General features: G+C 71.4%; 22 protein-coding genes and 1 pseudogene. 8 read left to right on the forward strand and 15 right to left on the reverse strand.

Annotation, left to right across the window (positions count from 1 at the left end; genetic code table 11):
- Positions 1 to 29 precede the first annotated feature (29 nt).
- The 4 genes from ACWIF2_RS09010 to ACWIF2_RS09025 all read right to left on the reverse strand — a co-directional run bounded on the left by ACWIF2_RS09010 (position 30) and on the right by ACWIF2_RS09025 (position 6066).
- Positions 30 to 1919, reverse strand: coding sequence for a glycoside hydrolase family 97 catalytic domain-containing protein (locus ACWIF2_RS09010; RefSeq protein ID WP_454359457.1), 1890 nt, complete (start codon positions 1917 to 1919; stop codon positions 30 to 32).
- A gap of 24 nt (positions 1920 to 1943) precedes the next feature.
- Positions 1944 to 4265, reverse strand: coding sequence for a glycosyl hydrolase family 95 catalytic domain-containing protein (locus ACWIF2_RS09015; protein WP_454359458.1), 2322 nt, complete (start codon positions 4263 to 4265; stop codon positions 1944 to 1946).
- Between the two features lie 344 nt (positions 4266 to 4609).
- Positions 4610 to 5323: an SDR family NAD(P)-dependent oxidoreductase gene (locus ACWIF2_RS09020; RefSeq protein WP_454359459.1), complete on the reverse strand. Its 714-nt coding sequence runs from the start codon at positions 5321 to 5323 to the stop codon at positions 4610 to 4612.
- Positions 5324 to 5367: 44 nt separating this feature from the next.
- Positions 5368 to 6066 carry a TetR/AcrR family transcriptional regulator gene (locus tag ACWIF2_RS09025; protein WP_454359460.1) on the reverse strand — a complete coding sequence of 233 codons (699 nt, stop codon included), beginning with the start codon at positions 6064 to 6066 and terminating at the stop codon, positions 5368 to 5370.
- Here ACWIF2_RS09025 and ACWIF2_RS09030 point away from each other — a divergent pair.
- Positions 6046 to 6999: pseudogene (locus ACWIF2_RS09030) on the forward strand (dicarboxylate/amino acid:cation symporter); the annotation flags it as partial. The gene ACWIF2_RS09025 and the pseudogene ACWIF2_RS09030 sit on opposite strands and share 21 nt — an antisense overlap.
- 228 nt (positions 7000 to 7227) lie before the next feature.
- On the opposite strand, the gene ACWIF2_RS09035 reads toward ACWIF2_RS09030, so the two are convergent.
- The 5 genes from ACWIF2_RS09035 to ACWIF2_RS09055 are packed head-to-tail and all read right to left on the reverse strand — an operon-like array spanning position 7228 to position 11571.
- Complete coding sequence (locus ACWIF2_RS09035; RefSeq protein WP_454359522.1) at positions 7228 to 8148, reverse strand: sugar kinase; 921 nt, start codon at positions 8146 to 8148, stop codon at positions 7228 to 7230.
- Between the two features lie 41 nt (positions 8149 to 8189).
- Positions 8190 to 8810 (reverse strand): bifunctional 4-hydroxy-2-oxoglutarate aldolase/2-dehydro-3-deoxy-phosphogluconate aldolase, encoded by a 621-nt coding sequence (locus ACWIF2_RS09040; RefSeq protein ID WP_454359461.1) that lies wholly within the window; start codon positions 8808 to 8810, stop codon positions 8190 to 8192.
- Between the two features lie 55 nt (positions 8811 to 8865).
- Positions 8866 to 10011 (reverse strand): galactonate dehydratase, encoded by a 1146-nt coding sequence (gene dgoD / locus ACWIF2_RS09045; protein WP_454359462.1) that lies wholly within the window; start codon positions 10009 to 10011, stop codon positions 8866 to 8868.
- On the reverse strand, positions 10008 to 10754 hold the full coding sequence (locus tag ACWIF2_RS09050) for a FadR/GntR family transcriptional regulator (RefSeq protein WP_382488211.1): 747 nt from the start codon (positions 10752 to 10754) through the stop codon (positions 10008 to 10010). Before ACWIF2_RS09050 ends, dgoD begins: the two co-directional genes overlap by 4 nt.
- Positions 10755 to 10809: 55 nt before the next feature.
- On the reverse strand, positions 10810 to 11571 hold the full coding sequence (locus ACWIF2_RS09055; protein WP_454359463.1) for an SDR family NAD(P)-dependent oxidoreductase: 762 nt from the start codon (positions 11569 to 11571) through the stop codon (positions 10810 to 10812).
- 116 nt (positions 11572 to 11687) lie between these two features.
- Here ACWIF2_RS09055 and ACWIF2_RS09060 point away from each other — a divergent pair, with 116 nt between their 5' ends.
- The 4 genes from ACWIF2_RS09060 to ACWIF2_RS09075 are packed head-to-tail and all read left to right on the forward strand — an operon-like array spanning position 11688 to position 16929.
- Positions 11688 to 13727, forward strand: coding sequence for a beta-galactosidase (locus ACWIF2_RS09060; RefSeq protein WP_454359464.1), 2040 nt, complete (start codon positions 11688 to 11690; stop codon positions 13725 to 13727).
- 30 nt (positions 13728 to 13757) lie between these two features.
- Positions 13758 to 15101 (forward strand): ABC transporter substrate-binding protein, encoded by a 1344-nt coding sequence (locus tag ACWIF2_RS09065; protein ID WP_454359465.1) that lies wholly within the window; start codon positions 13758 to 13760, stop codon positions 15099 to 15101.
- A complete protein-coding gene (locus tag ACWIF2_RS09070) occupies positions 15098 to 16069 on the forward strand; it encodes a carbohydrate ABC transporter permease (RefSeq protein ID WP_454359466.1) in 972 nt (323 codons plus the stop codon). Before ACWIF2_RS09065 ends, ACWIF2_RS09070 begins: the two co-directional genes overlap by 4 nt.
- Positions 16066 to 16929 (forward strand): carbohydrate ABC transporter permease, encoded by an 864-nt coding sequence (locus tag ACWIF2_RS09075; RefSeq protein WP_454359467.1) that lies wholly within the window; start codon positions 16066 to 16068, stop codon positions 16927 to 16929. Before ACWIF2_RS09070 ends, ACWIF2_RS09075 begins: the two co-directional genes overlap by 4 nt.
- 2 nt (positions 16930 to 16931) lie before the next feature.
- Here the strand turns inward: ACWIF2_RS09075 and ACWIF2_RS09080 are convergent, their stop codons facing one another.
- The 3 genes from ACWIF2_RS09080 to ACWIF2_RS09090 all read right to left on the reverse strand — a co-directional run bounded on the left by ACWIF2_RS09080 (position 16932) and on the right by ACWIF2_RS09090 (position 20730).
- Positions 16932 to 18965: a glycoside hydrolase family 2 protein gene (locus ACWIF2_RS09080; protein ID WP_454359468.1), complete on the reverse strand. Its 2034-nt coding sequence runs from the start codon at positions 18963 to 18965 to the stop codon at positions 16932 to 16934.
- Positions 18966 to 19136: 171 nt separating this feature from the next.
- Entirely contained in the window at positions 19137 to 19568 is a 432-nt protein-coding gene (locus ACWIF2_RS09085) for a cytidine deaminase family protein (RefSeq protein WP_454359469.1), read from the reverse strand.
- Position 19569: 1 nt separating this feature from the next.
- Positions 19570 to 20730 carry a nuclear transport factor 2 family protein gene (locus ACWIF2_RS09090; RefSeq protein ID WP_454359470.1) on the reverse strand — a complete coding sequence of 387 codons (1161 nt, stop codon included), beginning with the start codon at positions 20728 to 20730 and terminating at the stop codon, positions 19570 to 19572.
- A gap of 95 nt (positions 20731 to 20825) precedes the next feature.
- Between ACWIF2_RS09090 and ACWIF2_RS09095 the strand changes: the two genes are divergently transcribed.
- Positions 20826 to 21785: a LysR family transcriptional regulator gene (locus tag ACWIF2_RS09095; protein WP_454359471.1), complete on the forward strand. Its 960-nt coding sequence runs from the start codon at positions 20826 to 20828 to the stop codon at positions 21783 to 21785.
- Here the strand turns inward: ACWIF2_RS09095 and ACWIF2_RS09100 are convergent.
- Positions 21739 to 22272: an AAA family ATPase gene (locus ACWIF2_RS09100; RefSeq protein WP_454359523.1), complete on the reverse strand. Its 534-nt coding sequence runs from the start codon at positions 22270 to 22272 to the stop codon at positions 21739 to 21741. The genes ACWIF2_RS09095 and ACWIF2_RS09100 overlap by 47 nt on opposite strands.
- Positions 22273 to 22393: 121 nt before the next feature.
- On the opposite strand from ACWIF2_RS09100, the gene ACWIF2_RS09105 reads away from it, so the two are divergent.
- A complete protein-coding gene (locus ACWIF2_RS09105) occupies positions 22394 to 22690 on the forward strand; it encodes a glycoside hydrolase family 97 C-terminal domain-containing protein (protein ID WP_454359472.1) in 297 nt (98 codons plus the stop codon).
- A 295-nt stretch (positions 22691 to 22985) separates the two neighbouring features.
- A complete protein-coding gene (locus ACWIF2_RS09110) occupies positions 22986 to 23396 on the forward strand; it encodes a DUF5958 family protein (RefSeq protein WP_454359473.1) in 411 nt (136 codons plus the stop codon).
- 30 nt (positions 23397 to 23426) lie between these two features.
- Here ACWIF2_RS09110 and ACWIF2_RS09115 read toward each other — a convergent pair whose 3' ends face one another.
- Both ACWIF2_RS09115 and ACWIF2_RS09120 read right to left on the reverse strand, forming a co-directional pair.
- The gene (locus tag ACWIF2_RS09115) at positions 23427 to 23852 is read right to left on the reverse strand and encodes a hypothetical protein (RefSeq protein WP_454359474.1); all 426 of its coding nucleotides are present in this window, start codon (positions 23850 to 23852) and stop codon (positions 23427 to 23429) included.
- A 236-nt stretch (positions 23853 to 24088) separates the two neighbouring features.
- A complete protein-coding gene (locus tag ACWIF2_RS09120) occupies positions 24089 to 25486 on the reverse strand; it encodes an NtaA/DmoA family FMN-dependent monooxygenase (RefSeq protein WP_454359475.1) in 1398 nt (465 codons plus the stop codon).
- Positions 25487 to 25490 lie beyond the last annotated feature (4 nt).

Raw genomic sequence — 25490 nt, forward strand, 5'->3', positions numbered from 1 at the left:
GAAACACTCATGCTGGTCCTCCGGAAAGCTCAGCGGTGACAGCTGGTCAGGCCCGGGCGCCAGGCGCAGGCGATGCCCGCGAAGCCCCCGTTGGCCACGACATCCACGGCGAGCGTGTCGCCGTCGCGCAGTACCTGACGCCTCTGGACGAGACCGCCGGTGCCGTCCTCGACCGTCTCGACCAGCCAGCGTCCGGGGCCGATGGTCAGCGGCACCTCGGCCCGGCGGGCGGCACCGGCGTACACCCCGCCCAGGAACCAGCGGTCGCCGCCGCGGCGGGCGAGCACGGCTTCCTGTCCGGGATGCCCGGCGAGCAGCCGGGTGTCGTCCCAGGCCGCGGGGACCTGGTCGAAGTACGCCCGGGCGAGCGGCCGGGCGTCGTACGACTCGGGGGTGCCGGCGAACATCTGCAGGCCCGACTCGTAGGCGACGGTGAGGCCGACCTCGGCGGCGTCGGAGTTGGGGCGCAGGCCGACGCGCTGGAAGGCGCCGGGGGTGAAGTCCATGGAGCCGATGACGTTGCGGGTGAAGGGCAGGGTGGTGAGGTGGGCGGCGGTGTTGGTGCGCTTCTCCTCGCCGGCGACACCCTCCAGGGTCATGACGTGCGGCCAGGTGCGCTGGATGCCCTTGGGGATCGTGGAGCCGTGGAAGTTGACCAGGAGGTGGTGGGCGGCGGTCTCCGGGAGGATCGCGTCGTACCACCGGAGCGTGGACTGTGCCTCCGAGTCCATGAAGTCGATCTTGACGCCCTTGACGCCCCAGCGTTCCAGGGTGGGCAGCCACCGGGCGCGTTCCTCGGCCGTGTCGAGGTCGCGCTGGTGGATCCAGACGATGATGCCGACGCCCTTGGCGCGCGCGTGGTCGACGAGTTCGGGCATCCAGCTGTTGGTCTGCCAGTCCGGGTCGGTGGTGTCCCACGCGTCGGCCTTGAAGTACCAGCCCGCGTCGACGGCCTCGTAGGGCCAGCCGCGTTCGGCGGCGTAGTCGACGTAGGCCTTCTGCGCGGCGAGGCTCTGCCCGGCCGGGCGGCCGCCGGCGAGCCAGGTCCACAGGGCGGTGCCGGGCTTGATCCAGGAGGTGTCGCCGGCCTTCGACGCGGGGGCGAGGTCGTCGGTGAAGGTGGAGCGGGTGACCGTGGACAGGTCGCCGGTGACCATGGCCCGCCAGGGGGTGGCGAGGGGGCCGTCGGTGCGGACCCGGTCGTCGGCGAGCTTGACGCGGTAGGCGCCGGTGCCCTGTTCGTGGGCGAGCCGGGCGCCGGAGTAGGCACCGGTGAGGTCGGACTCGGCGAGCAGGGTGTAGCCGCCGTCGGTCGCGAACAGCGCCTGGTCCGAGTACTCGCCGGTGGGGGCGGTGGCGGCCGTGTACCGGACGAACTGGCCCTCGTTGTCGGCCCGGTAGGTGCCCAGCCACGCGCTCGCGTCCGGCGGCAGGTGGAAGGCGGAGGTCTCGCCGAGCACGTCGCCGGACGCGGCGGGCAGGACGTACCGGTAGGCGACGCCGTCGGCGGAGGCCCGGACGAGGAGGTCGAGCCGGGCACCCTTCGGGGTGGCGAACGACAGTCGGGTCTCGTTCATGCGGACCCGGCGGTCCAGACGCTTGCCGGATTTCGTGCGGTACCGCTCGTCGATCGTCCGGCTCTTGCGCCGCAGGAAGCGGAGGTCCTGGGAGAGGTCGGCCTGTTCGGTGACGATGCCGACGGGCGACGGCTCGATGACCGTACGTCCGGCCCGGGTCACGGACAGGCTCAGTGTGCCGGTGCTGTCGTCCAGGGATATCCGTGCGCGGGGTGCGTGTGCGGAGGCGGACACCGCCCAGGTGTGCTCCTGCTTCTCGGCCCGGGCGGGGGCGGTCGTGAGGAGTGTGGCCGCCAGGCCGGTGCACAGCGCGGCGACCGCGGTTCTGATCGGAACAGCCATGGAACCCTCCGAGGTGTGTGGGCTTTACGGCAGTCCCCAGGCGGGGCCCGGTTCGCTGACGGTGACCGGCGCGATGACGAGGTCGGGGCGGGAGCCGGAGTGCACGAGCACCTCGCGGCCCTTGGGCAGGTCGATGGAGAGCACCCCGTCGCCCAGGTCGCGGGTGCGGGCGGGGCGGCCGTCGTCGAGGAGCACGGTGAGCCGGCCGCCGAGCCCGTGCTTCAGCTTGAGGGGCTCGCCCGCCAGGCTTTTGATCCGGATGAACCGGGTCCTGCCCGCCTTGCGGACGGCGCTGACCAGGAAGGCGCCCTGCGTGCGGAAGTCGTGCAGGGTGAGGTCCGCCCACGCCGTGGGGACGGCGGGGAAGACGCGGATCACGCCGCCCCAGCTCTGGCAGAACATGTCGTGCAGGGACTGCGAGGCGGACAGCGGTGTCTCGATGACCGGACCGGCCTCGGTGTAGTGGGTGTTGGCCTGGCAGGGGTAGCGGGTGGAGGTGTCGAAGAACTTCCGGAGATAGGTGATCGCGGTGTCGCCGTCGCCGGTCATCGCGTACATGGAGGCGGCGCCGGTGTAGCTGTAGCCGCGGTGGGCGCCGGTCAGCGCGTGCCAGTGCTCGATCGACCTGGTGATCAGTTCGCGGTTCTCGGGCTGGTCCCAGTTGACGAGGTACAGCGGGTACACCATCAGCAGGTGCGAGTAGTGGCGGTGGGACTGTGCGTACGGGGTGCCGGCGCCGATCATGAAGCCGTTGCCGTCGACCGGGTAGGGCGTGAGCTTGGCCAGCGCCTCGTGCCAGCGCGGGGCCGACGGGTCGTCGATGCCGAGGAGTTCGGCGGAGTCGATGAGGGTCTGGCAGGCCCAGCGGATCAGGGCCAGGTCGTAGGTGGTGTCCTGCGGCGGTACGACGGGGTACTCGGGCGAGAGCGTGCTGGGCAGATGGAGCTTGCCGTCGCTGCCAGGGGTGAGGAAGTGCAGGTAGTAGGCGACGGCCCGGCGGAGCAACGGGAAGACCGTGTCGCGCAGGAGGGCCTCGTCCATGGAGTGCCGGTAGGACAGCCACACGTTGTGCAGCGCCCAGGTGAGGTTGCCGACCTCGCTGCCGGAGCCGGGCCTGCCCACCGCGCGGTTGGCGAACATGTCGGAGCTGCGTCCGACGCCGGAGCTGTCGGCGCGGTAGGCGGCGGGCACGTTGGCGATGAGCTGTTCCTGGTTGCGGCGCAGGGTGGTGGCGAGCGCGTCGAGTTCCAGGTGGTTGGAGCCGTGGACGAGCCAGTACTCCAGCTGGATGTTGAGGTTCCACCAGACCGCGGGCCAGGGGGTGGGCTCCAGCCACGGCCCGCAGGTGGCCATGACGGGGCCGTCCGCGCGGCTGGCGGAGGCGGCCTTGTAGAGCTGGATCCAGTGGAAGCTCTGCAGCCGCTGGTCGGGGAACGAGACGAAGCTCTTCTTGTAGAAGGCGTGCCACCAGCGGCTGTGCCGTCGCCTGAGGGCACCGTACGAGGTCGCTCCCCGCAGGTTGCGGAGTGAGTCGGCCTCGGCGGCGGTGGTGGAGGGGGCGCTGTGCCCGACGCTGAGCAGCAGTTCGTCGCCGTCGCGCCGGTAGGCGGTGGCGGTCTGGCCGCCGGTGAGGGGCTGGAGGACCTGCTCGGTGCCGTCGGCGGCGGTCCGGGTGGTCCAGGGCGGGTTGGGGGTGTAGTCGGCGGGCGGGGCCTCCTGGATCTTCCGGGGGCTGATGGCCTCCTCGGGGTGGAAGGTCCAGACGGTCCGCTCGCCGCCGGAGGCCCGTACCCGGACGGCGAGCACCTCTTCGTGGACGAGTGCGGAGAGGGTGAGGGTGCCGGCGGTAGTGGTGACGGTGCCGGTGAGTTCGGCGTTCCACAGGCTCAGCCGCCAGTCGACGGCGGTGATGGTGCCGACGGGGTCGAGCGTCAGGTGCCCCACCGGCAGCCGGCAGGTGCCCCAGCCGCTGCCGAACTCGGGGCGGTGGTCCTGGACCCGGCCGTGCTGGACGGTGAAGCGGACGCGGTTGGCGTCCGGCTCCCGGTAGATCATGCTGCCGAGCAGCCCGTCGCCGAGGAACGGGCCCTCGTACCAGCGGGTGGGCAGCCTGGTCCACAGCAGGTCCTGGCCGCGCAGGAACGTCGCCCAGGCACCGTCGGTGGTCATGGTGTCGCGGAGACTCCAGGGGCGTCCGGCACCCCCGTCGGCGGCGGACGGCAGCGTCTGTCCGGACTCCTCCGCGTGGGCTGTTCCGGGCAGGGCGGCTGCTGCCGCGCCGGAGAGGGCGGTGCCGAGTACGGCTCTGCGGGCCACCTTTGAATGGTGCTCCGGCTGTGAGGTCATGCGTCCTCCAGAGCTGACGGCTCATCAATACATCGGGTGTATCGCGGAACCTAGCAGCACTCGTGCACCTGTCAATGACCTCAGTAGCGCGACTCATCCGATGTATCGGGCCCCGACCTGGGCCGCGCCCAAGTGTTGCAGGTCGCGCTCTTCCACCGGGTGCGTGAGTTCTTCGCGACGTACGACGTCCTGCTGCTGCCGGTCAGCCAGGTCGCGCCCTTCGACGTCGGCCTCCCCTACCCCGCCTCCGTGGACGGCACCGGCATGGACGACGCGGGTGGGGGAACGGCGGCCGGGGGTCGTGGCCGCGGGCACCGCGGAGGGCGGTCGGTCATGAGCCCCCGTCAGTCGAGCGGGACGCCCGTGTGGTGCTCCAGGGTTTCGATGAGGCGGGCCTGGAACTCCTCGTCCCGCGCGGCGGGGTGCGGTGTCTGTACCCGCCGGTGGTGCCAGTAGCCGCCGGTGCTCGGGGTCACGTCGGGGTGCGTGGCGAGCCAGACCTGGGTCTGATGCCCGGCGGTCAGGTCGTCCGGTGCGTGGCGACCGCCCATGCGGGTGGGGACCCACCCCGGGTCGACCGCGTGGCTGGACGTTCCCTCCCAGCGGGACGCGAAGGCGAGCGCGAGGGCGGTCACCCACAGCTTGGTGTCGTCGTAGGAAGCCGTGCCGGTGGTCAGCCGTCGCAGGTCGATGGAGCCGGTCCGGTGCATGGAGCTGCTGAGGTAGACGAGCCTGCCCGGCTTCTCCATCAGGGCCGTCAGCAGGTAGGGCGCGACGGTGTTGACGGTGACGTCCTCCGGGCGGTTCATGACGCCGGCGTTGTGGATGACGGCGTCGAAACGGCCGAACCCGGAGGCCTGCCGGGCGACCTCGCGGATCTCCTCCGGCTCGGCGAGGTCCCCGGTGACGGCGCCCTTCCACCGGGCCGTGTCCCCCACTTCGGTGAGACGGGCCGGGCTGCGGACGTGGATCACCACCTCGTGCCCGTCGTCGGCCAGCGCGTCGGCCGTGTCGCGCCCGAGTCCGTCGGCCGCGCCGGTCACGAGGACCAGTGCCATGTCGGTCAACTCCCTTTCCTGTACGGGCCGATCCGGTCCGGAGATCAGCCGCTCTCGTCGGGGGCCACAGCGGCGGGACCCCCGGGGCCGGCGCGGAGCATGGCCTTGTAGAGGGCGTCGTGCTCGGGCGAGTCGGGCAGCGGCCCGCGCGCGGGGGCCTCCAGGGACTGGATCAGCAGGGCGACGACACGGCGCCAGGCGTCGGGCGCCGCCTCGCCGGTGGCGTTGACGACACCGGCGTTGGCCATGTGGATCAGCACCAGGTCCGAGGGGTCGAAGTCCGCGCGCAGCCGCCCGGCGGCCTTGGCACGGCCGATGAGCTCGACCATGGACGCGTACGCCTCGTCGCGGCGCCGTTCCAGCGCCTTGGCAGTGGGGAAGGTCATGGTCAGGACGTCGGCGAAGCCGAAGTCGGCGGCCTGCATCGCGCAGGCCTTCTCGATGTAGCCGACGAACCCGTTCCAGGGGTCGGGGTCCTCCAGAGCGACCGCGACCGCTTCGGCATAGGCGTCCATGCGGTCGGAGAAGACGGCGGCGACCAGCTCCTCCTTCGTCGGGAAGCGCCGGAACATCGTGGCGATCCCCACCCCCGCCTCACGGGCCACGGACGCCATGGACGCGTTCAGGCCGTCACGCGCGAACATCAGGCGCGCGGCGGCGATGATCCGCTCCCGGTTGCGCTCGGCGTCGCTGCGCAGCGGCTGCGCGGCGGGGCCATCGGATTGCTGGTCGCGGCGGGTCATACCGGCCAGTCTAGCTACCGGTATGGCCTATCCAGTTGTAGGTACGCAGCACGGCTGCCTCTCCCACCAGGTCGCGCTCGATGCGCGCGCTCCGCGCCATCCGATACCGCTCGGCCGTGCGGGCCCCTTGACGGCCAACTCCAGTCGATCATCGCCGTCTGCCTCGGAGCCCTGACCGGAACCCTCGCCCCCTCGGCCGGCGAGCAGATGAAGATCCTCGGGGAGGTGTTCCTGAACCTGGTGCAGGTCGTGGTCCTGCCGCTGGTCTTCCCGCTCATCGTGCTGGGCATCGCCCGCATGGAGTCGGTCAAGAAGGTCGGCCGGATCGCCGGCAAGGCCATCCTCTACTTTGAGATCGTCACGACTGTCATCCTGCTGATCGCGATCGGCGAGAAGTCCGAGCCCTTCGCCAACGTCCTGGAGCCCGTCGCCTCGGTGATGTTCAAGGTCGTCGGCTACGTCATCCGCATCGCGCCGCTGGGCGTCCTCGGCTTCATCTCCTACGACGTCACCCACTACGGCTTCGGCAACCTGCGCGGCCTGATGGGCTTCATCGCCGTCGTCTACGCGGGCCTGGCGATCGACGTCGGCGTGCTCTTCCCGCTGATCGCCGCGGCTTACCGCATCCGCTACATCCCGCTGATGAAGTCGATCGCCGGGCTGGCCGGGATCGCCGTCGTCACCCGCAGTTCCGGGTCGGTGCCGGCCCCGCTGATGGGCCAGCTGGAGGCGTTCGGCCTCATCCGGTCGACGACCTCGTTCGTCGTCCCCCTCGGGTACTCCTTCAACACCGACGGCTCGGTCCTCTACCAGGCCGCCGCCCTGGTCTTCCTCGCCAACGCCTACGGCGCAGACACCTCGCTGCCGGCCCTGCTCCTCATGGTCGGCGTGCTGGTGGTCCTCTCCAAGGGCATGGCCGGTGTCGCCTCCGCCTCCATCGTCGTGCTCATCGCAGCCGGCAACTCCATCGGACTGCCCGCCGAAGGCATCGCGAGGCGAAGCGCGGTACCGACGACCTCCCGCACACTCCGGCCGAGACCGAGGCCACGGCCCTCCAGAAGAAACCCGTCCAGTGACCACCTCTTCCTCGGAGATCATCGGCATCCTCGGCCGCGCCCGCCTGGCAGCGCGGCTGCCGCCGTGGATGCTCAGCCTCCTGGATCAGCGGATGGTCGTGCCGTCGGGCCGGTCGAGCAGGCCGAGTTCGTCCTGGGTCGGCAGGCCTTCCCAGTCGCCCCGGGTGGCGACGGCGAAGGCCGCAGTGGTGACGGCCCGGTGCAGACGGGCGGGGAGGTCCGCGCCGTCGAGGAGTCCGGAGAGGTATCCGGCCACGAAGGCGTCGCCCGCGCCGACCAGATCGACGGCGTCGACCCGGCGAGCGGCGCGGTCGGTCGCCCCTTCGGCGGTGAAGCCGGTCGCGCCGCGTGCGCCGCGTTTGACGACCACCTCGCCGACGCCCGCGGACAGGAGGCTGCGCACGGCCTCCGACTCGGCCGCGGCGGGCCGTTCCAGCACCAGCGGCAGCTCGTCCTCGGAGGCTATGAGCAGGTCGGTGTGGGCCAGCAGCGGCCTGAGGGCGGCGCGGGCCCGGTCGTGGGACCACAGCCGGGAGCGGTAGTTGACGTCGAGGCAGACGGTGATGCCGGCGGCCCGGGCGGCCGCGGCGGCGGCCCGGACCGCCTCGGCCGCCGACGGGCCGAGCGCCGGGGTGATGCCGGTCAGATGCAGGACCCGGGATCCAGCGGTCAGGGCGGGCAGGACATCGGCCGGTGAGACGGCCGAACCCGCTGAACCGGCGCGGTAGTAGCTGACCCGTGTGAGCGTGCCCAGGCGGGGTTCGGTCAGCAGCAGTCCGGTGGGCCGGCCGCTGTCGTCGACGGACGCGTGGCCGGTGTCGATGCCCTCGGCGCGGAGCGTACGCAGCACCAGTGCGCCGAGTTCGTCCGCACCGACCCGGCCGGCCCAGCGCACCCGGTGGCCGAGCCGGGCGAGGCCGATGGCGACGTTCGATTCGGCTCCCGCCACGGACAGTCCGAGGCTGCCGCCCAGCCGCAGCGCGCCCTGGGCCCGCAGCGCCGCCATGGTCTCGCCGAAGGTCACCACGTCCGGTGCGGCCGCTGCCGTCACGGCGCCTCCTCCGCGACCACCTTGCGGAACTCGGCCGCGCGGGCACGGAGTTGTCCGATGTCGCCGCCGTCGGCCGCGTCCCCGACGAGCGGTGAGCCGACGCCGACGGCGAGGGCGCCCCGGTCCAGGTAGGCACGGGCGGCCGACGCGTCCACTCCCCCGACCGGGACGATGGGCACCTCGGGGAACGGGTCGCGCAGGGCCCGCAGATGGCCCGGTCCGCCGAGGGAGGCGGGGAAGAGCTTGATCGCGTCGGCTCCCCGTGCGAGGGCGGCCTCGATCTCGCTCGGGGTCAGGGCGCCCATCAGCACGGGTACGCCGTACGCAGCCAGACCGTCGACCAGTGCCGGGGTGACGAGGTAGGAGGCACCGGCGTCGACGGCGCGGGCGGCGTCCGCGGCCGAGCGCACGGTGCCCGCGCCGAGCAGGGCGTCGGGGCCCAGATCGGTTCGCGCCTGCCGGATCACGGTCAGGGCGTCGGCGGTGGTCAGCGAGACCTCGACGGCGGCGACGCCTTCCTCGGCGAGGGTGCGTACGGTGCGCAGGGCCGCGGCGGGATCCTTGCCGCGGACGATCGCCAGCAGGCGGTGGGCTCGGAGCGATTCCACCAGGTTCATGAAAGCGGGCTCTCCTTGTGCGTGGGGTGCGTGCGGCGCGACGGACTCGACGGTGTCACCACTCGGTGAACGCCCCGTCGGCGCCCCGCCATACGGGGTTGCGCCAGCGGTGCCCGGTCTCGGCGGCGCGGCGTACGGCCTTCTCGTCGATCTCGACACCGAGACCCGGGCGGGTTCCGCGGACGGCGTAGCCGCTCTCGAAGCGGAACGGCTCGGGGTCCATCACGTACTCCAGCAGGTCGCACTGCTGGTTGTAGTGGATGCCCATGCTCTGTTCCTGGATCAGGAAGTTCGGCACGGAGAAGGCGATCTGCAGGCTGGCGGCCAGGGCGATCGGGCCGAGGGGGCAGTGGGGCGCCATGGCGACGTCGTGCGTCTCGGCCATGGCCGCGATGCGGCGGACCTCGGAGATGCCTCCGGCGTGCGACAGGTCGGGCTGGGCGACGGCGATGCCGCTGGCCATTACCTCGCGGAAGTCCCAGCGGGAGTAGAGGCGTTCGCCGGTCGCGAGCGGGATGTTCGTCGACTCGACCAGGCTGCGCAGGTGACCCGAGTGTTCGGGCAGGACGGGTTCCTCGACGAAGAGGGGGTGCAGTGGTTCGAGGAGGGGCAGCAGGCGGCGCGACATGGCGGTGGAGACTCGGCCGTGGAAGTCGACGGCGATGTCCCGCTCGTCGCCGAGCACCTCGCGGACGGCCGCGACGCGTTCGACGACCTCGGCGGTGCGTGCCGGGGTGTCGATCGGGGCGAGTTCGGCCGAGGCGTTCATCTTCACGGCGGTGAAGCCCGCCTTGATCTGCTCCTCGGCGAGTTCCGCCACATCGCTCGGCCGGTCGCCGCCGATCCAGGCGTACATCCGGACGCGGTCCCGGACCGGGCCGCCGAGGAGACGGTGTACGGGTGCCCCGTAGGTCTTGCCGGCGATGTCCCACAGTGCCTGGTCGATTCCGGCGACGGCGCTGGAGAGGATCGGGCCGCCGCGGTAGAAGCCGCCTTTGGTGAGGACCTGCCAGTGGTCCTCGATGCGCAGCGGGTCGCGGCCGACCAGGTAGTCGGCCAGTTCGTGGACGGCGGCGCGCACGGTGTCGGCGCGGCCCTCGACCACGGGCTCGCCCCAGCCGGTGATGCCCTCGTCGGTGGCGATGCGCAGGAACAGCCAGCGCGGGGCCACCGGGAACGTCTCAAGTCCGGTTATCTTCAACGAGTTTCCTTAGACGGCGTGTCGTTCGCGAGGTCGTCGCGGTCTTCACCGGCCCGTACCGCCGCCAGGTCGTCGGAGGCCTGGGCCAGGAGGGACGCGACGGCGGCCACGGCGGCGTCCGGGTCGCCCGCTTCGACCGCGTCCAGCAGTTCCTGGTGCACGGGTATGGAGTCGGAGAAGTGCCGGGCGCCGTGCACGATCCGGTCGCGGACGCGCAGACCGGCCTCGATGACGACCTCCATGCGGCTCAGCAGTTCGTTGTGGGCGGCGTCCAGCAGGGCGCGGTGGAAGGCCAGGTCCGCCTCGACCATGGCCTCCGCGTCCGTCCCCGCCGCGGCCATCGCCTCGATCGCCTGTCGCATCGCGTCCAGGTCGGACGGTGTGCGGCGGGTCGCGGCGAGCCGGGCCCCGGCAGGCTCGACTATCGCGCGCACCTCGGCGAGGTCCTCCAGGAAGCCGTCGGTCGGGGCACTGCTGCCCTGCCAGCGCAGCAGGTCGCTGTCGAGCAGGTTCCAGTCGGCCCGGGGCCGGATGGTCGTACCGCGCTTCTGCTTCGACTCGAGCAGGCCCTTGGACGCCAGCACGCGCATCGCCTCGCGGACCACGGTCTTGCTGACGCCGAGCTCCGTCTCGAACCTGACCGGGTCCACCACGGAGCCCGGGGGGTAGTCGCCGCGGATGATGCGCCGGCCAAGCTCCTCCACGGCCTGGCCGTGCAGCCCCTTACCGGGATGGGTCACCACGTTCTCCGTTTCCGCTCCGGTCCTGGTCGCTGATGGCGCACACGGTGGGCGCCGCTCACGAGGACTCCTTCATGACGCTCCATCCTCCATCGACCACGAGGCTCGCACCGGTCACATAGGAGGCGTCGGGCGACGCCAGGAAGGCGACCGCGGCGGCCACCTCCTCCGGCCGCCCGAACCGCTTGGCCGCCGTGGCCGCCACGCTGCGCGCCCGGTCGGGCTCCGGGATCCCCTCCCAGGCGGAGGTGAGGATGGGGCCGGGCAGCACGGTGTTGACCCGGATCTCCGGCCCGTACTCGACCGCCAGTTGACGCCCCAGCGAGCACAGGGCGCCCTTCGCCGCGGCGTAGGCGGCGTGGCCGGGCAGGCCGATGACCGCGTGTACCGAGGAGGTGAGGACGACCGACCCCGAGGACTCCCGCAACAGCGCCGCGAAGGTCTTCATCCCCCGCCAGGCCGGTTTGAGCAGCACCGCCATCTGGCCGTCCCACTCGGCCTCGCTCAGTTCGTGCGCCGGCTTGTTCAACTGGGCGTAGGCGTTGCTGTGCAGCACGTCGAGGCGTTCGTGGCGCTCCCGGACATGGCGGCCCAGGTGCTCCCAGTCGGCGCCCGAGGTCACATCGCAGCGCAGGTACTCCGCGCGTCCCCCGCCGGCCTCGATGTCCGCCACGACCGTCTTGCCGGCGGTGTCGTCCACGTCCGTGACGACGACCGTCGCGCCCTCGGCCGCGAGTCTGCGCGCCGTGGCCGCGCCGATCCCGTGCGCCGCGCCGGTGATCACCGCCACGCGCCCCGCCATCCTGTGGCATTCCGTCATCGTGCGCCTCTCCCCTCCGCCGCCCGCACCCATGTGGCCTACGTTCATCCTAGCTGTTTCAATTAATAATGAATATATCTTGACGGGGTGGTGAGGGCGCTCTGAGACTGACCGCCATGCGACAGCCAGACTCAGTACCGACCGACGCCCGGCGGCACCTGCGCCCGGCCGGAATCGCCTTCGGCGGCGACTACAACCCCGAGCAGTGGCCCGAGAAGGTGTGGGCCGAGGACATGGCGCTGATGAAGGAAGCCGGCGTCTCCCTGGTGACGGCCGGGATCTTCTCCTGGGCCAAGGTGGAGCCGAGGCCCGGTGAGTACGACTTCGACTGGTTCGACCGGGTGATGGACAACCTCGCCGGCGCGGGCGTGGCCGTCTGCCTGGCCACCATGACGGCGTCCCCGCCGCCGTGGCTGTCCCGGCTGCACCCCGGGATCCTCCCCGAGACCGCCGACGGCCGGCCCCTGTGGCCCGGCGGACGCCAGCACTACTGTCCCTCCAGCCGCGTCTACCGCGAGTACGCCGCAAACCTGGTCGAGCGGCTGGCCACCCGGTACGCCGACCACCCCGCGCTGGAGCTGTGGCACATCGGCAACGAGTACGGCTGCCACACCCCGATGTGCTGGTGCGACGAATCGGCGGCCGACTTCCGGCGCTGGCTGTCCGAACGGTACGGCGACGTCGAGGCGCTCAACGACGCCTGGTCGACGGCCTTCTGGGCGCAGCGCTACGACAGCTTCGACGAGGTGCTGCCCCCGCGTCTCGCGCCGACCTTCCCCAACCCCGCCCAGCAGCTGGACTTCGCCCGGTTCTCCGACGACGCGCTGCTGCGGTGCTATCTGGCGGAGAAGGACGTCCTGCGGCGGATCACCCCGGACGTGCCCGTCACGACGAACTTCATCGGGGTGCACAAGCCCGTCGACGCCTTCCGCTGGGCCGCCCACGAGGACGTCGTCTCGGTCGACGTCTACCAGGACCCGCACGACGAGAACACGCATGTGTCGGCGGGTTTCATCTTCGACGTCACCCGGTCCGCCCGCTCCGGGCAGCCGTGGATGCTGCTGGAGCAGGCCCCGAGTGCCGTGAACTGGCGGGACCGCAACGGGCCCAAGCCGCCGGGGCGGATGCGGCTGTGGAGCTGGCAGGCGGTCGCCCAGGGCGCGGACGCGGTCCTGTACTTCCAGTGGCGGCAGTCCCGGGGCGGTGCCGAGAAGTACCACTCGGCGATGGTCCCGCACGGCGGCACCGACACCCGCACCTTCCGTGAAGTGAGCGAGCTGGGCCGCGAGTTGGCGTCCGTGCCGCGGATCGCCGGCACCCGGTCCACCGCCGATGCCGCCCTGGTGCTGGACTGGAACAGCTGGTGGGCGCTGGAGCTGGACTCGCACCCGTCCACCGCGCTGGACCAGACGGAGATCGCGCTCGCCCACTACCGGCCGCTGTTCGAGGCAGGCATCGCCTGTGATGTCGTACCTCCCGACCGGGACCTGTCCGGCTACCGCCTCGTCGTAGTGCCCAGCCTGTACCTGCTGAAGCAGCCGGACGCCGAGCGCCTCACGGAGTTCGTCCGCGGCGGCGGCCGGCTGCTGGTGTCGTTCTTCTCCGGCATCGTCGACGACTGCGACCGGGTGCACCTGGGCGGGTACCCCGCACCGCTGCGCGAGGTGCTGGGACTGCGCGTCGAGGAGTTCTGGCCGCTGGCGGAGCGGGAGACGGTCGACGTCCGGCACTCGGACGGCACCGTCAGCCGCGCCGACCTGTGGTCCGAGGCCGTCGTGCCCGAAGGGGCGCGGTCGGTCGCCTACTTCGACTCGGGGCCGCTGTCCGGGCAGCCGGCCGTCACCCGTCACTCCTTCGGCGAGGGAGAGGCCTGGTACGTCGCGACCCGGCTCGCACCGGAGGCCATGCGGGCGCTGATGGAGGAGGTGTGCCGGACGGCGTCCGTAAGGCCCGTGCTCCCGGGACTTCCCGAGCACGTTCAGGCGACCGTGCGTGAAGGCGACGGCGGACGGTTCGTCTTCCTGCTGAACCACGGCCCGGAAGAGGTGGAGATCACGCTCCCGGAGCCGATGACCGATGCCCTGGGTCAAGGGGCCGCTCCCGCCGACCGCCTCACGCTGCCGGCAGCCGGAGTGGCCGTACTGGTCGAGCCGTAGAGACAACCGAGCTCCGGACAGGGGACGTACATGAACAGCTCACCACTCTCGCGGAGGTCTGTGCTCGGATGGGGTGCCGGGGCACTCGCCGCGCTCCCGGCCCTCACCGCCTGCGGCCAGACCGTCGGAGCCGCCCGCACGACCCGGCAGGAACCCGCCCGGCCCGGCCGGCCGGTGAAGCTGGTCTTCTGGACGTGGGTGCCGATGCGGAAGACCGTCGACCTGTGGAACCGGACGCACCCCGGCATCCACGTCGAGTTGCAGAGCATCCCCGCCAACACCCAGGGCGGCTACCAGAAGATGCACTCCTCGCTGACCGCGGGCAACCCGCCGGACCTGGCGCAGGTCGAGTATCACGAGCTGCCCGGTTTCATGCTGGTCAACGGCCTGACGGACCTGAGCGCGTACGGTGCCGACGAGCTGCGCGACAGCTATGTGCCGTGGCAGTGGAACCAGGGTGTCTTCGGGGGGCGGGTCCGTACGATCCCGCAGGCCTCGGGCCCGATGGGGCTCTTCTACCGCAGGGACCTCTTCGAGAAGTGGGGCATCGGGACGCCCGGCACGTGGGCCGAGTTCGAGCGGGCCGCCCGCGTGGTCAGGGAACGCGGCAGCGGTGCCCGGCTGTGCACGTTCGCGCCCAACCAGCCCACCTGGTTCGCCGCGATGTGCTGGCAGCGGGGTGCGCGGTGGGTGCGCACCCAGGGCGACACCTGGGTCGTCGACATGGACGGCGGCCTGTCGCGCGAGGTCGCCGACTACTGGGAGAGGCTGGTCCGCGACGACCTCGTCTTCGTCGGACCCGACATGTCCAGCGCCTGGTACCGGCAGGTCCAGACCGGACAGATCGCCGCCTGGGTCGGGCCGCAGTGGGGCGACGCCCTGCTGCGCGGCAACGCGCCCGGCACCGAGGGGAAGTGGCGGGTCGCCCCGCTCCCCCAGTGGACGGCGGGCGACAACGCCTCCGCCAACTGGGGCGGATCCTCCACCGCCGTCCTCCAGGGCAGCCGCCACCCGCGCGAGGCGCTGCGGTTCGCGCACTGGCTCAACACCGACCCCCGGGCCGTCGATCTGAACATCTCGGTGGGCTACGGCTGGCCCGCCGCCACCGGCGTCTTTCGCGGATCGGCACTCGACAAGCCCGACCCGTTCTTCGGCGGACAGCGGTACAACGACGTGTTCACCGCGTCCGACCGGGCCATCGACACCTCCTGGAAGTGGTCCCCCACCACGGACGCCGACTTCTCCCGGCTCGGGGACGCCTTCGGCGCTGCCATGGCCTCGGACGGCACGCTCGCCTCGTCGCTCGCCGACGCGCAGCGCAGCTCCGTGGACAACCTGCGAGCCAAGGGCCTGAAGGCGAGGAGCGCGCGATGAGCACCGCGACCACCAGGACGCGGACGTCCGCGCCGGTCAGCCGTACGAAGGAGTCCGAACCGGGCGGCCGGCGGTCCGCGCGCCCGGACCGGGCGGCATGGGGCTTCGTCCTCCCCTTCGTCGCCCTCTTCCTGTTCTCCTTCGTCCTTCCGCTCGGCTACGCCGTCTACCAGAGCCTGCTCAAGCCGGTCCGCTCCGGCCCGCTGGGCCTCGGCCCGGCCGCCGTGGGCTTCGCCGGGCTGGACAACTACGCCCTCGCGTTGCAGCAGTCGGCGTTCCTGGAGAGCTTCGCGCGGGTGCTGCTCTTCGGCCTCGTGCAGATCCCGGTGATGCTGCTGCTGTCCACCGCGCTGGCGTTGGCACTCGACACCGTCTCCCACCGCTGGGCGGGCGTGCTGCGTGCCGCCTACTTTCTGCCGTACGGCGTGCCCGGTGTCATCGCCTCGATCCTGTGGGGGTTCCTCTACGTACCGGGCGTGAGCCCGATCGTCGACCTGCTCGGCAGGGTGGGCCTCGCGCCGGACTTCCTCGGCCACGACGGCGTGCTGTGGTCCATCGCCAACATCGTGATCTGGGAGTTCGCCGGCTACAACATGCTGGTGATCGTCGCCCAGCTGAAGGCGATCCCGCAGGAGCTCTACGAGGCCGCGCGCATCGACGGGGCCGGTGCCTGGCAGACGGCGATCCGGATCAAGCTGCCGCTGGCCCGGCCCGCCCTCGTCCTCACCGGTGTCTTCTCCATCATCGGCACGCTGCAGTTGTTCGCCGAGCCCCTGGTCATCAAGCCGCTGACGTCGACGGTCACCAGCTCGTACACACCGAATCTGAGCGCCTACAACGAGGCGTTCGCCAACAACAACATCTACCTCGCCGCGGCCGAGTCGGTGATCCTCGCCCTCGTCGCGAGCCTGCTGTCCTTCGGCTTCCTCAGCCTGGTGAACCGCGGGAAGGGAAGGGATGCACGGTGAGCGTGTCCACACCGCACGTCAAGAAGCCGGCGGCCTCGCGCATCCTGCTGGTCGCGCTGCTGTCCGTCGCGGCGCTCTACTTCCTACTGCCCGTCTACTGGCTGCTGGTGGCCTCCACCAAGAGCAGTGCCGGCCTCTTCGGCACCTTCGGGCTGTGGTTCTCCGATCCGCGGTGGCCGCAGAACATGGCGAACGTCTTCTCCTACGGCGACGGCATGTTCTGGAGCTGGACCGCGAACAGCCTGCTGTACGCCGGGGTCGGCGGTGCGCTGGCCACGCTGCTCGCGTGTGCCGCCGGCTACGCCCTCGCCGTCTACCGGTTCCGCGGCCGGGAGACGGTCTTCAAGGGCGTACTCGCCGGGGTGCTGCTCCCCAGCACGGCGCTCGCCCTGCCGATGTACCTGCTGTTCAGCAAGGTGGGCCTGGCCGACTCGTACTGGGCCGTGCTGATCCCCAGCATGGTCAGTCCGTTCGGGGTGTATCTGTGCCGCATCTACGCCGAGGCGGCGGTGCCCGCCGAGATGCTGGAGGCGGCGCGGGTCGACGGCGCCGGCGAGTGGCGGATCTTCGGCACGCTCGTCCTGCGCACGATGACCCCCGCGCTGGTGACCGTCTTCCTCTTCCAGTTCGTCGGCATCTGGAACAACTACTTCCTGCCGCTGGTGATGCTCTCCGACGACCGGAAGTACCCCATCACCCTGGGCCTGACGACCTGGCAGTCGGCGGCCGAGCGCGATCCCGACCTCTACCAGCTCACGGTGGGCGGCGCGTTCCTCTCGATCCTTCCGCTGGCCGCCGCGATGCTCGTCCTGCAGCGCTACTGGCGGTCCGGCCTGACCCAGGGCAGCGTCAAGGGCTGAGTTCACCCGGTCCGCGGGCCGGTCGCCTTCCGGAACGTCTCGTACACGAGCTTGGGCCGCTCCTCGCCGAAGGTGAGCAGGCCCATGACGGAGATGCCGTTGTACGCCTGGTTGTACCCGGCTCGCTGCTTGTAGTCCTTGAGGACCCAGTAGGTGAAACCGGCGACGAACTCGCTGCGTGCGACCACCTGTGTCCAGTGGGCGGTGAAGCCGGCCGCCTGCCATTCCTCCGTGCCCTCGGTGGTGCCGGGGCCGTGGTTGCCGGCCAGGGACCAGGTGCCGTTCTCGGTGATCAGGATCGGCTTGTCGGGATACTTCGCGTGCACCGCGTCCAGCGTGGGGCCCAGGTCGGCGTCCTTGCCGTAGAAGTAGCCGAAGTACTCGTTGAAGCCGATGACGTCGGCGAGGTCGAAGGCCGGGTCGTTGCTGGTGCTGGACGCCCAGGTCACGGGCCGGGCGGTGAGGTCGACCGCCTTCACGGCCGCCTTGAGGTCGGCGAGCCAGGCCCGGTAGACGGGAGCGCCGTCGGCGTCGATCTCCGACTCGTTCTGCAGTCCCCAGAGGATCACCGAGGGGTGGTTGTGCTGGTTCCACGCCATGGTCAGGGCCTGTGCCCGGGCGAGGCCGTAGCGTTCGGTCTGCAGTTTCTCCTGGGCGGTGTTGAGCCACATGGTGTCAATGTCGTCCATCACGAGCACGCCGTGCTCGTCGGCCCAGTCGTAGACGTAGGGGTGGCGGTTGTAGACGCAGTTGCGGATGAGGTCGGCGCCCAGTGCCGTGATGTGGCCCAGTTCCCGGTCGTAGTCGGCGGGCGTCATGGCCCTGCCGTGTGCGGCCGTCTCCTCGTGCCAGTTGAGGCCTTTGAGGAAGAGGGGCTTGCCGTTCAACCGCAACTTGGCGTCGGCGACGGCCAGTTCGCGAATGCCGTAGACGGTGGACAGGGTGTCCACCCGTGGGCCCGAAGGCCGCTTGGCGGTCAGGGTGGCGCGGGCGGTGAGGGTGTGCGGTGAGTCCGGGCTCCATCGTGGGGCGTGGGGGACGCGGACCGTCGCGCGTACGACGCCGGCCGATCGGGCGGCGATCCGGGCCGGGACCACGACGGGACGGCCGCCGCTCTCGCGACCGGGGTCCAGGGTGAGCCAGCCGTCGAAGGCGGACATCCCGTGGTTCTCGACGACCGCGCGCGCCTCGACACGCCCGTTCGCTCCGGCCACGAGCAGTTTGGCGATGGTGACCCGCGGAACCGCCTCGATCCAGGCCGAGCGGGTCAGCCCCGCGTAGGGCCAGTAGTCGACGGGCTTGTACGGGATCTCGTGGTCGTCGGTGACCGGCTGGGGCGGCGTGGCCGTGTAGTCGGTGTAGCTCGCCCGGCGGAAGACCCGTACGGCGATCGTCTGGCGCCTGCCCGGCCGGAGCGCCCCCGACACCGGAAGCGCGAAGGGCGAGTTGGCCCCTTCGTGCTTGCCGAGACGCACGCCGTCGAGCCAGACCTCGGCGCTGTAGCCGACGGCCAGGAAGGCGATGCGGACGTGGCGGTCACGCCAGGACCCGGGCACGTCGACGGCGGTGCGGTACCAGGCGTAGCCGTCGGTGAACGCCGTGCCCTTGCCGAAGGGGGCGGTCTCCGAGCCGAATCCGGGGGTGTCCAGCAGATCCCAGGCCGATGGCACGTCGATGAGGCCCCAGGCCCGGTCGTCGAGGTCCGAGGACTGCCAGCCTTCGCCGAGTCCCTGGTTGCCGGGGTCGAAGCGGAAGCGCCACCGCCGGTCCAGGGACAGGTAGTCGCGGGTCGGCTCTCGGGTGCGCCAGCCGTCGAAGGCGGGGAGCACGGCGCCGTATTGGAAGACGACGCCGGTATCGCCGACCTCGCGCACATGGGTGCCGGAGGGCTCGGTGGCCGGGTGGGTGTCGAGCACCGGGCCGCCGTCCGCGGCACGGGCCGTCTGCGGCCAGGCGGGCAGGGCGACCAGGCCGGCCGCGCCGAGTGCCGTGACGACGGTGCGGCGGGTGGGAAGGCCGTGGCTGGGTTGGGTCATGGCAGAAGCCTGGGGAGCCGCCCCAACCCTGTCAAGGATTATTCATAAATAATGAATTGAGCTGCCGCGACCTCTCATCGAGCCGGAAGCGCGGACACCCCCGAGCGGGTCGAGATGCGCGGGGAGCACGCTCGGTCGGCCTCCGGAGGGCTTCACCAGTGAGGCGCTGCCCTACTCGGCGTCGTCCTGGTGGTCGGCCCAGAGATAGCTCTCGGGGAGCAGGTCGGTGATACGGACGGTTCGGACGCGGTCGCCCTCGCCGACGATGACCTCGAGGGCGGGAAAGTAGTCGAGAAGGACCTGACGGCACCGGCCGCACGGAGGGACGACTCCCCGGTCGCGGTCGCCCACGGCGACGATCGTGTCCAGTTCATAGACCCCTTGTGCGGCTGCCGCGCCGATGAGGGTCAGCTCGGCGCAGGGGCCTCCGGTGAAGTGGTAGACGTTCACCGCCGTGACGATCCGCCCGTCCTGAGCGCGGGCCGCGGCCGCCATGGTGTGGTTGTCGCCCCGGCAGCGAGTGCGGGCGATGTCGGCCGCTGCCTTGATGAGTTCGTGGTCGACGTGGTGCGTCCGCGTGGTCGTCTTCTCCGCTTTCGTCATGTCACGAGTGTCGGTGATAGGCCTTGTTGGCGATGCGCCAGCCGCCGCCGTCGGCTCGGACCAGCAGGAAGAGGTCGGTGAAGAGGTCAGCGCCGTGCCGCAGCGTCATGGTGGCGGTCGCGACCGTGCCGTGGACGTCGACGGCGTCGATGCGACGGGAGCGGGTCGCTTCGTCCTGGGCCGGCCGGCCCGGGAAGAGAGCGCAGTACTCGTCCAGGCGCCAGGAGACGAACGCCCCGTCCCGACGTCCCTCGATGTGCGCGGTGGGCAGGAACGCCTCGCGGAAGTGGGCGGGGTCGCCGGTGGCGTGTCCGCGCATATAGGCGCGGAGCGGTTCGAGCACGACGTCCGCGACCGCGGGGACCGTGGCGGCGACGGCGATGTCGGCCTCGGGGTCGGCGGGAGGGTCGGCCAGGCCGGCCGCGCCGCGCAGCGGGGTGTTCGACGCGTCGGCCAGCAGGGCCATGTCCTTGGCCAGCGCACCGATGGTGAACTCGGCCGTGACAGCGGCCGATTCTCGGGCGAGGAAGGGTCTCTTGGCGGTCACGAGTCCGCCGAGCCGGCCGAGTTCGAGGACGTCCAGCACCTGGGCGCGGGGCAGGCCGAGGGCGTCGGCCTGCCGCAGCGAGTCGCGCAGCGCGAGGACGGCACCGGCGAGGCTGTTGTTGGCGATCAGCTTGAGCGCCGCGGCGGTGGAGGCGTCGTCCACGCGCCGCACGGTGCCCAGCGTCTCCAGAACCGGCCGGGCGCGGTCGACAGCGTCGTGGTCGCCGGCGGCGAGGAACCGCAGAGCGCCCGCGGCGGCGGCCGGCACGGATCCGAGCACGGGCGCATGCACGTAGGACGGGCCGAACCGCCGGGCCAGCTCGGACGCTTCGGCGGGTGCGACGGTGCTGGTGTTCAGCACGATCGTGTCCGTGCGCAGCACGTCACGGACCTCGTCGAGGACCTGCCGGCAGGCCGGGCCGTCGAACAGCGCCAGGAGCACGAGGCCGGCCTTCGCCACGGCCTCGTCCGGATCGGCGGTCGTCTCGACGGCGCCTGCCGTGCGCCCTGAGCGGCTCCAGCCGACGACGTGCCGGCCCTGGGCCGTCAGACGGGTCGCCATCGCGTTGCCCAGGCGCCCCAGACCGAGGACGGCGATCGTGTGTGGTGTGGTCATACGCGCCAGACTCGTGCACCGCGTCGACTGCGACAAGCGCGGACTTCGCAGCCCTGCCCTGCGGAACTCGCATACCCACTGGGCATACTGGCGCGATGGAACTGACGGTGTGGCGAACGTTCGTGACCGTGTGCCGTCTGGGGTCGCTGTCGGCGGCGGCCGCCGAGCTCCATCACACGCAGTCGGCCGTCTCCCGGCAGATCGCAGGTCTGGAGCGGGAGCTCGGCGTGCCCCTGATGGAGCGCCATGCGCGCGGCGTCCGGCCGACACCCGCCGGCGAGGTGTTCCGGCGCCACGCCCAGACCACGCTGAACGAGGCCGACCGCGCCGTTCGCGCCGCGCGCGACGCCCATGAGGGGGCGTTCAACCGGCCGCTGGCCGTCGGCGCGACGCCCTCCCTGGCCACGGGGATCGTGCCCGAAGCCATCCGGGCGTTGTTGCGGCAGACCGAATCCGTTCGGTGGAGTCTCCTCCCCGCCCTGAGCCCGGAGCTGCACCACCGCGTGCTCGACGGCGATCTCGACGTAGCCGTCGTCACCGACGCCCCGCCCGGACTGCCCCAGGATCCGCGGGTCGAACGACGGTTCCTCGGGCTGGACGACATGGTCGTCGCGCTGCCCGTCGACCATCCGCGGGCCGGGCGGGGCCCGGTGCACATCCACGCCCTGGCCGACCAGACCTGGGCCGAGGACAACGACGGCTCGGCGGCGCTGCTGCGCCAGCACGCCGCCCGCGCCGGAGTCAGCGCCCGCATCGACCTCGTCGCGGCCGATCTGCCCGGCAAGCTGGCCCTGGTCGCGACCGGTCACGCCATCGCGCTCATACCCGGCGTGCTGACACGCGCCCTGCGGACCGACGTCACCACCGTGGACCTCGTCGACCCCCCGGCCCGCGGCATCTACACGATCACCCCGCGCCGCGACCCGCACCCCGCCGCAACGCCCCTGCTCGACCACCTCGCCACGGCGTTCGCGTCGATCCGCCCTGCGGCGGCCCGCGCCACGCCGGTCAGCGGTCCCGTGCGGGAAGGCGGTCCAGGCCGGTCTCGAGCATGATGCGATCGACGGTCTCGTGCAGGGCGCTGCCGGCGCCGATGACGGTCTCGATCCGGCCCGGCAGCAGATCGAGCGGCCGGTGCCAGTCGCGCAGTTGTGCCTCACTGACCTCGTCGGCGATCGGTTTGGTGGCGTGCCGGGCGAGGGTTACGGCGAACGGTACGTCCAGGTAGTAGCCGCGGGTCGGGCCCCGGTGGTCGGCGCGCAGCCGGGCGAGCATGTCGCCGTAGCGGTCGGCGTAGAGGATGCCCTCGACCACGACATGGAATCCGGCGTCCAGCGCGTAACGGGCCGTCAGGTCGATCAGGCCGATGTTCGCGGCACCGGGCCGGTCGCGCTCGCGCAGGACGATGCGGCGGAGGTTGTCCTGGCCGACCAGGGCCAGGCCACGGCCGAACCTCTCGCGGAGCGCGGCCGCGACGGACGACTTGCCCGAGGCGCTGTTGCCGCGCAGGACGACCAGCCGGGTTTCTTCGCTGCCCACCATCACGGCGGTCAGGTTACCGAGTGCCCTCGCGACACACTGAGCAGTGAGGATCCAGGCAAGCCGTCCAGAAGATCCGTCATCGCCGACAGCCCCGAGGCCTGCCTCGGGGCTGTCGCCCTAGGTGCGCGCGCTGCTGAGCACCGTCCCGGTCGCCTGGGACGAGACACCCTTCCTGGCCGCCGACTCCGGCAGCCATGTCGTCGTCGCCCGCCGCAAGGGCCGCACCCGGTACCTCGCGGGCGTCAACGGCAGGACCCTCACCATCTCCCCCGGCCTCGACTCCTCCGCGCCCGGCTGCACGCCGCCCACCGGCCGGGCGCAGCGGTCCGCCGTCATCCGACGACGCCTGCCCGAGTCGCCGATTCGGGCAGGCCCTCCGAGCGTCGCGGGGAGTCCTGACGCCGGGTCACGTCGCTGATCCCGACGCCAGCAGGCGCCTACTGGTGGTCGGCCGCCTTCTTCGCCGCCGGCCTGGTCATCAGCGTCGTCCTCTACCGGCGCGACGTACCGGCCACCGACCCTGACGCGGCGCCCGTGGTGCACATGTGAGGCCCGGCCGGCGTTGCGTTCCGGCACCGGCCTCCCATGCGGCCCGCCGGATGGTCGGCGGGCCTGATCCTCGCGGCGGGCCGGTCACCGACCCGAAGTGCTTCCCGGAGGACGCGGACGCCTATGTACTGGACCCGTCAGGAAACTGACAGCCGAGCCGGAAGGTGCTGCAGGTGAATGAGCGCTCTCTGATTCTCAACGAGCTCGCCCAGGGCTTGCGCCCGCCGGCCGAGGGGCTCGCATGGTTCGAGGGGCTGGCCGACGCGGAACAGTCCGCTGTGCTGCGGGAACTGCACCAGTTCTGCGTCCAGGCACGTGCTACCGGCGAGGACGCAGTGGAGGGCATCCGGCGGTCCGGGCTCAGGCCGACCCACACCCCGTCGATGCTGGTCACACGGGGACGAATCGACGAGCAGTTGGGAAAGGTCGCCGGCTTGACGCCGCTGCACGAGCGAGTCAGGGCGTTTCGTCTGCTGCTCCAGGTCTTGGGACTCGCAGACGCGCGGCGGCGAGAGCGGGCCTGTGCCGACGGGTGCTGTCACGAATGGCACCAGTTGGGACGCGGCCGCGAGTGAGGTTCCCGCCCGGGGCCGGGCGGCACGAGATCAGGAGCCGTAGTAGGGGTTCGCGGCGATGTACCCGGTCTCGCACTCCTCCGGTGTTCCGGGTGCGCTGCGGCACAGGGTCATGGTGAGGCTTCTGATGCCGGTCGGGTCGGAGGCGGCGATGTCCTGGAAGTCGGCGGTCGTGTCGCAGCCGTCGGTGTTGTGGTAGTCGCTCAGCGGACGGGCGGCGCCGGATCCGGTCTGGACGGTGAGGGTCGCGCGGACAGGACGGTCGTCGCAGGTCTGGTCGGCGACGGCCAGGGCGCCGTTGTGGAAGGAGTTCCGGTCGACCCAGGTCAGCTGGATGCGGGCCCGGTCTCCCCAGCTGGTCGTGATGTCGCCACTGGTGGTCTCCGCCCAGCCCTGGCCGGCGGTACCCAGCGTGAGCGCGGTCGTGGCGGCGACGACGAAACCTGCACGGCGCATGTAGATGCCTCCTCCGGCGAAGCGGCCGGCTGTTCTGCCGCATATGTCGTGTCAATTCTCGACCGCTCCCGGCACTCACTCTCGCGAAGGGCCGCCAAACGCGTGAGCAGCGGGACGAGGGCCAGCCGCGCCACCGGCCGGCCTTCGACCGTGCCGTCCGTCGTCATCAGCAGGCCACGCACGCGCTCGCCCCCCGGGAGGCCCCGAGGGTCCCGTCGGCGTGCCGGCCAGGGACGCTACGACGCCGCTCGCCGGAGCTTCGGCTCCGTGTGGCCGTCTGGGTGGGACAGGCCGAGGTGGTCGCGGAGTGTGGTGCCGGTGTAGTCGTGGCGGAAGACACCGCGTTCCTGGAGCAGCGGGACGACGGTGTCGGCGAACTCGTCCAGGCCGCCCGGGGTGATGTGCGGGACCAGGATGAAGCCGTCGGCGGCGTCCGCCTGGACGAAGTCGTTGATGGTCTCGGCGACGGTGGCCGGGGAGCCGATGAACGACTGGCGGCCGGTGGTCTCGATGACCAGCTCGCGGATCGACAGGTTCTCCGCCGCGGCGCGCTCACGCCATTGCCTGGCGACGGCGATCGGGTCGCGGAACATACGGACACTGGCCCGGCCGCGGGCGATGGTGTGCTCGCCGGGGTCCGGGTCGATGTCGGGCAGCGGGCCGTCCGGGTCGTAGCCGGAGAGGTCCCGGTTCCAGACGTGTTCGAGGTACTTGATGGCGGTCTGCCCGCTGACCTGCAGGCGTCGCACCTCGTGGGCGAGGTCCCGCGCCTCGGCGTCGGTGTCGCCGAGTACGAAGGTCGCCGCGGGGAGGATCAGCAGCTGGTCGTGGGTTCGGCCGTGGCGGGCCAGCCGTCCCTTGACGTCGGTGTAGAACTCCCGCCCGGCCTCCAGGGTGCTGTGCCGGCTGAAGATGGCGTCGGCGCTCGACGCGGCGAACTCACGGCCTTCGTCGGAGTCGCCCGCCTGGAAGATCACCGGGCGGCCCTGCGGGCTGCGCGGCACGTTGAACCGGCCCGCGATGTCGAAGTGCTGTCCGCGGTGGACGAAGGCTCCGGCCTGCGCGTCCTTCAGGAAGATGCCGGATTCCCGGTCGGCGACGATCTCGTCACCGTGCCAGGAGTCGAACAGCTCGGTGGCGGTGGCCAGGAACTCCTTGGCCCTGGAGTAGCGCTCCTCCTGGGGGAGGAAGCCGCCGCGCCGGAAGTTCTCGCCGGTGAAGGCGTCCCAGGAGGTGACGACGTTCCAGGCGGCGCGTCCGGCCGACAGGTGGTCCAGGCTGGCGAACTGCCGGGCCACCTCGTAGGGCTCGTTGAAGGTGGAGTTGATGGTGCCGGTGAGGCCGATGTGCTCGGTGACGGCTGCGAGAGCGGTCAGGACGGTGAAGGTGTCGGGGCGCCCCACCACGTCCAAGTCGTAGATCCGGCCGCCCTGTTCGCGCAGTCGCAGCCCTTCGGCGAGGAACAGGAAGTCGAACTTGGCGCGTTCGGCGGTCCGTGCGAAGTGGGCGAACGAGCTGAAGTCGATGTGGCTGCCCGCCCGTGGGTCACTCCATACGGTGGTGTTGTTGACGCCGGGGAAATGGGCCGCGAGATGGATCTGCTTCACGCGCTCGCCCCTGGTCGGTTCGCTCATGGTC

The organism is Streptomyces sp. NPDC055506, from assembly GCF_053643595.1.